Consider the following 5948-nt stretch of genomic DNA (forward strand, 5'->3'; position numbering starts at 1 on the left):
TTATTTGGATTCCATCCCTTTTTCGTGATGTAATAGTGCCATTGACTTGTTGAATGAGGAGCTGTGTATTTCCAAGTAAAGGTGTTTTCTCCGCCTTTAATCGTATTCTTAAACCATCGATCAGCTGTTTGTTGATCAAGAATCCCACCAAACAGGCCTCCTGCTGAAGCAATTTTCCCGTCTGCTGGTCCACCCTGTGGGAATCCTTTAGGAGCTTCTAAACTTTGTGGTTCATACATTATATTTCCACAATTTGAATTTAGCGCCCCATAATTTTGACTGCATAAAGCTGCACGGCTACCTGGCTTTTCAACAAACCCATGTGCATAGGCATTTTGAGGAATAAGAGTTGTACTCATAATTCCCACTGCTACTGCAGCAGCACTTAATCCTTTTTTATTTGTAGCCATTTTTCTAAACTGCCCTAAAATTTTTTTATTCATACTACTAGTCCCCTCCTATTGAATTTCTTACTATATTAAGAGCATGAATGTAAGTGAAGGCTAAACACGTATAACTAAAATTAACAATTGAATACAAAACCTTATAATTTCATACTCAATTATTCATTTACCTTTATCACATTCAAATAACCCTATAGTTAAATTATCGCATATCAATTTATTAAACTCGCACAAAAATTATGACAGTTATTGGACTTTTTCCTGTAGCTCTCTTTTGTCTTAAAAGTTCTTCTTACTGTAATTTTAGAGCAACAAACATATTTCCTCTTACATTTACCTATAGGAATTTAAGAAATAAATAATTTAAAAGGAAAAATAAAAATATTACACCAATAAATTTCCATTTATTTCTTTTTGTTGGTTTCCCAGCATGTAGTATATAAAAAAACAAGGCAATACATGCCATCGTAAATAACAAAATTTGATAATAATCCATCATCCGTATTCCCCCTCTATCAAAAAAATAAGAAGCCTCTTTTTGAGAGACTTCTTATTTTTTATACAAACGACATACATAGGTTAAATATACACAATAAGATTAGGATGTTGAACCTTATTGCAGCTTTATTATAGCATATAATCATTTAATTTTGTTTAATAATTCCATATTATACAACTTTATCAACATTTGAGTGTTTATTTACATTATATACAATGCACGATAGAAAACAACAAAATATTTACTTATAGAACCAACGTATATAAAAACCAGCCACCATCTCATTCATAGTTTTGAAAAATTGTCCTCTCCTTCTTTAAGAATACTTTAAACTTCGGATAGATTACCCTATATCGACACCTTATGTATGCAGAATTACATATCAAATCTCATTGAAAATCATTCTCGTTGTAACTATAATGGTTTCAAGGAGTGATATTTTCACTCCGGTTTCAAATCTCACAGTATATTAAAGGAGGAACTAGCATTATGAAAAAAGTTATTTTAGCAGGGGCATTAGGAATTGCAGTACTATCAGGTATGAACTTACCAGGAGCAGAGGCACCTAAAGCGAGTGCGGCAACTACAAATTTAGATATTCAAGAAGTTACAAAATATTACTCTATGAGTTCCTATGAAGTTTCTCAAAAAGAATCATTTAATCTTAATAAAGGGGAAGAGCTTACAGTCTTTGTACAAAATTCAGGGTTCCCAATTTCTTATACAGTCTTTGATGCAGATAATCAAGTAATTGGCACATACAATGCTAATTCACCATACGGTCGCGTCTTCAAAGCACAAAAAGATGGTAATATTTCCGTTCAATTTCAAGCAGGAGTAAATTCTTCTTACATGAAGAAAATGAATTTCACAGCTAAATTTGCAGTGTCTAAACTAAACCAACAATAAAAAATTGAACAGCCCTCTTTAAAAGCAAATTAAAAAGGTATATCCCTTGAATGGGATATACCTTTAACTTTAGTGAATTTTATATTGACCAGATAACTGCTCTTGCGCCATACGAACTAAACGTTTTGTAATTTCTCCACCTACTGAACCATTTGCTCTTGCTGTTGAATCCGGTCCAAGTGTAACACCAAACTCCTGAGCAATTTCATATTTCATTTGTTCAATTGCACTTGCTGCAGCTGCTATTAAAATTTCGTTTGAATTATTATTTTCGCGAATTTGCATTTTTTAAACACCTCCGTTGAATTTGGTAATATCATGCTCTATTACCAACAAAATATGCAAAAAAATTATTTAGCCATTATATACCTAAGCTTTCATCCCTCTTTAGAAAATAGTAATCACTTGAAAGGCATATAAGATATGGCTTTCTTTTTTATATAGAATTTATAACTTAACTTCAAAAGGTCGTTATTTATAATTACATTTACCCAACAATATTTTCGAACTTTTCCATCGTATTACTAATTTCAGTTTGATTATTAATCACTTCTCTTTGCAATTTTTCAGTCACATTCCTAACAATAGTTACACCATTTGTGATACTCTCTACATTTAAATTTATTTTTTTTATTGCACCATCAACATTACTGGCCAATCTTCTTACCTCTTCTGCTACTACTGCAAATCCACGTCCATGTTCTCCTACTCTTGCCGCTTCAATTGCTGCATTTAAAGATAAAATATTAGTTTGGGAAAAAATGTCCTTAATCATTTGAGCGATTTCACTTACAGATTTTCCGAATAGGAAAGCCCACTACGGTGCGATAGTACCCCCTTTAGGGGTGGGATGATAGTGAGGTCAAATGCGATGTATAGATAAAATACCGAAAGTATGTTCTGTACATCAAGTATTTGAAATGGTATAATTTTCATAACAGACAAGTGAAAGTCTCTAAAACAATCTTGTTCTCTGAAAACAGAATACATATGAGGTTGGAGTAACAAATTCTTCTGCTCCGTAAAATGTATTGAGTCGTCAAGTACAAGACGCTAAAACACATTTGAGAACTCACAATCTGACTCGTTTGGTAATAGAACGAGTGCCGTATCTGCTAGATGCACTGGATATGGAGTGGTGATGGCACACCGCAATCTTGCACGTCAGCGATACTAGAAATAGACGTCGCCTTTGGTAGCAAGAATCCCACTGACGTTAGTCAGCTTGCGGCTTTAGCCGTGGGAGTGTCAATAAATTAATCTGTTCTTTTAAAGATTGTAACGCTTTCATATTTTCCTTAGAATTAATGTCTACCTTACTTCCTAAATCAATAGATAAATTCTTTAAATGTGAAACAACTTCTCTTGTTTGATTTTCACGATTTGTAATATCCGTTGCAATTTTTAGTACAGCATCTACTACTCCTTGTTCATTTTTAATTGGAATATAGGTAGCCTCAAACCAAGTTAAATTGCCTTTTTTATCAACTCTCTGAATTTTCTTTTGAAACTTAATTCCCTTTTTTAAATTCTCCCATAACTGATTATATTCACTACTATTTACAAAATTATGGGGACAAAATTGTTTATGTACCATGTTCTTCATTTCACTGATTGTATAACCCAAAGCTTGCGCAAAGTGATCATTTACCCAAATTACCTCTGTATCTAAGTTAAATTCTATCATTGCTAGATTGGATTCCAGTCCTACCAAAATCATTGTTTGATCTAATACCTGAGTGCTTCCACTTGATGAAATATTCATAATAAGACTCTCCCCTTATATCCTTTATACTGATTATAAAAATTTATAAATATAAATAAAACTATAAAAGGACCTACTTGTATATGACAAGAAATAGGTCCTTTTATGATTTAAATTTTAAAAATACAAAAACATTATAAATAGATTTTAAGTTACTTTACGCCCACTTGATTCCAAGCATCTTCTACTGCTTTATATGCTGCACTACCATAGCCATCATAATCAGCTGCAGATTGTAATAAAGCTGTACGAGCTTGTTTAAAATCACTTGTTGGTGTTAAATAAGTTGTTAATGCACGATAATAAATCTTTTCTGCTTTCTCTTTACCAATAGCATTGATTGTCAGATATGCGGCCTTATTCGGAATACCACTATTAATATGTACTCCACCGTTATCGCCTTCTTCAGTTGCTGGAAGGTATTGATAATCTTTCATATGAGAAGGTTGTCCATATTTTTCGGGATTTGATAAACTACGAAGTGCATCTCCAGAAATACCAGGCGTATACACAGCTTCTCCTAAATCCCAGTTTGCAGGATCAACAAAATATCCAAATACATCAGAGAACGATTCATTTAATGCGCCTGATTGATTTACGTAACGAAGATCAGCTGAATACTGTGTGACAGCATGAGTTAATTCATGTGCGACAACATCAAGAGAACCAGAAAGCGGAATAAATTCACGTCCGTCACCATCTCCATAAATCATTTGCTGTCCATTCCAAAATGCATTGTTTACATCCACTCCATAATTCACTCCAGAACGAATTGTTTTCCCTTTTCCATCAATACTGTTACGATTGTGAATATTTTTATAGTAGTCATAGACTTTTCCAGCATTATAATGAGCATCAACCGCAGGTCCTTGATCTTTATTTATCCAAGCATTATCATCATCCAGAAGACGATAGTTAACTGGATAATCTGCATCACTATGATTTACTGTAAATGTTTCAATATAGCCTCCATTCATAGGCTTTGTTGTGTCTTTTAGATAGTATTTTCTCTTTACACTATCAAAGGTTGTATTCAGTTCTTTCCGATCGCCTAATACTCCATATCCATAACCTTTTTGAGGGCTATCTGCGTCTGTAACTGCATTATATGAATCTATGATTGATCCATTTTCTGCATTCACATAGATTTGCCAGTTTGCTCCGTAAGGTTTAATAAATTGCAGTTGCACCTTAAACGTTAGATAATACTTTCCGTCTTTTTCATATACAACTAAATCTGCTTTTTCATTTGTAGATTCTAAGTTTTCTTTTACTTGATCTAATGTATTTCCATCTACTTTTATTAAGGTATCATTTTTTGTAAGTTTAATATGTTTCCAAGCATTTGAAAGAGCTGTTTCTTTTGTAATTTTTGCTTTTGTATTACCTTTCAAACTTTCTGCAGCAGCTGGATGAACATCTCCATTTACTGTTGTTACCTTGCCCTCTTTATCTGTATGAACAATAAATTGTGCACCATCAACTGGCACTTTATTTACAGACCTTGTATAAATATAATGTTTCATACCCAAATCATCAGATTTTACTTCTTTCAGTGTTAGATCCGTCTGTGGATTTACCTTAAATAGTTCTTTATTTTCTTCTAAAAACTCTTTCACTGCTTTTTGAGTTTCTACCTTCTTATCAGATAATTCACCTGAAAGAAATGATGGACTTCCTTGTTCCTCATTCCAATTCTTTTGTTGCACTTCCATTTTATCCATTACTTCTTTTTGAGATGCTTGTTCTTCTGCAAACACAGTTGAAAAAGGCGCACCTACCATTGTTCCTGCAGCAAGTAATGTAATAACAGTTTTTTTCATACATCTTCCCCCTTCAATATAAGTAAAATAAAAAGTATAATTACAAACTTAAATATACAATTACTTTTAAAATATTTATATAAATATGAATAATTGCATATTCATATAAATAAAGTAGTGTCTATTTCTAAAACAAACTCAGAATATTGGAACTAATGAAGGGAAGGTAGATTTCTAAAAAATGAGTTAAAGGTATGTTTTTGAAGACTTCATCTATAAAAAACGCCTGCGATTTCTCTAGGGGTATTTTTATGATTTATTATTGATTGATTCCTTTTCTATCTACTATTTTCTTATAACAGCCATATTTGACTACCTGTCTCACATTATATGCTCCTATTTGCTAGCTAGGGAGCATTCGAGAACCAAATTTTAATTGTGTCATATTTTTTACATATTAGAATTTCAAGAGGAATTATGCGGATATTAGAATAAATTAAAATAGTATAGAAATAAAATGAAAGGGGCGTTACATCATGGGTTATAAAAAAGTAGTGTGTACTTGAAATTTTAAAAAGTTAAGTAACTTAATTTTTCGTTTTAATAGT

General features: G+C 32.4%; 4 protein-coding genes and 2 pseudogenes. 1 reads left to right on the forward strand and 5 read right to left on the reverse strand.

Annotated elements, in window-relative coordinates:
- Positions 1-443: lytic polysaccharide monooxygenase (locus tag FOT98_RS13085; protein ID WP_186292112.1), on the reverse strand; the 443-nt coding region annotated here is incomplete at its 3' end.
- 949 nt (positions 444-1392) lie between these two features.
- Between FOT98_RS13085 and FOT98_RS13090 the strand changes: the two genes are divergently transcribed.
- Positions 1393-1812, forward strand: coding sequence for a hypothetical protein (locus FOT98_RS13090; RefSeq protein WP_000755782.1), 420 nt, complete (start codon positions 1393-1395; stop codon positions 1810-1812).
- Positions 1813-1881: 69 nt separating this feature from the next.
- Here FOT98_RS13090 and FOT98_RS13095 read toward each other — a convergent pair whose 3' ends face one another.
- The 4 genes and pseudogenes from FOT98_RS13095 to FOT98_RS13115 all read right to left on the reverse strand — a co-directional run bounded on the left by FOT98_RS13095 (position 1882) and on the right by FOT98_RS13115 (position 5400).
- Complete coding sequence (locus FOT98_RS13095; protein WP_001167047.1) at positions 1882-2097, reverse strand: alpha/beta-type small acid-soluble spore protein; 216 nt, start codon at positions 2095-2097, stop codon at positions 1882-1884.
- Positions 2098-2299: 202 nt separating this feature from the next.
- Positions 2300-2575, reverse strand: a pseudogene (locus FOT98_RS13100) (methyl-accepting chemotaxis protein); the annotation flags it as partial.
- Between the two features lie 483 nt (positions 2576-3058).
- A pseudogene (locus FOT98_RS13110) lies at positions 3059-3577 on the reverse strand (PAS domain-containing protein); the annotation flags it as partial.
- A 152-nt stretch (positions 3578-3729) separates the two neighbouring features.
- Entirely contained in the window at positions 3730-5400 is a 1671-nt protein-coding gene (locus FOT98_RS13115; protein WP_000754409.1) for a M4 family metallopeptidase, read from the reverse strand.
- Between the last annotated feature and the right edge of the window lie 548 nt (positions 5401-5948).

The organism is Bacillus sp. HY001, assembly GCF_007558965.1.
GTDB classification, from domain to species: domain Bacteria; phylum Bacillota; class Bacilli; order Bacillales; family Bacillaceae_G; genus Bacillus_A; species Bacillus_A mobilis.

Coding starts and splice junctions, on each gene's coding strand:
- FOT98_RS13090 (WP_000755782.1), top strand. CDS start 1,393: ATGAAAAAAGTTATTTTAGCAGGGGCATTAGGAATTGCAGTACTATCA.
- FOT98_RS13095 (WP_001167047.1), bottom strand. CDS start 2,097: ATGCAAATTCGCGAAAATAATAATTCAAACGAAATTTTAATAGCAGCT.
- FOT98_RS13115 (WP_000754409.1), bottom strand. CDS start 5,400: ATGAAAAAAACTGTTATTACATTACTTGCTGCAGGAACAATGGTAGGT.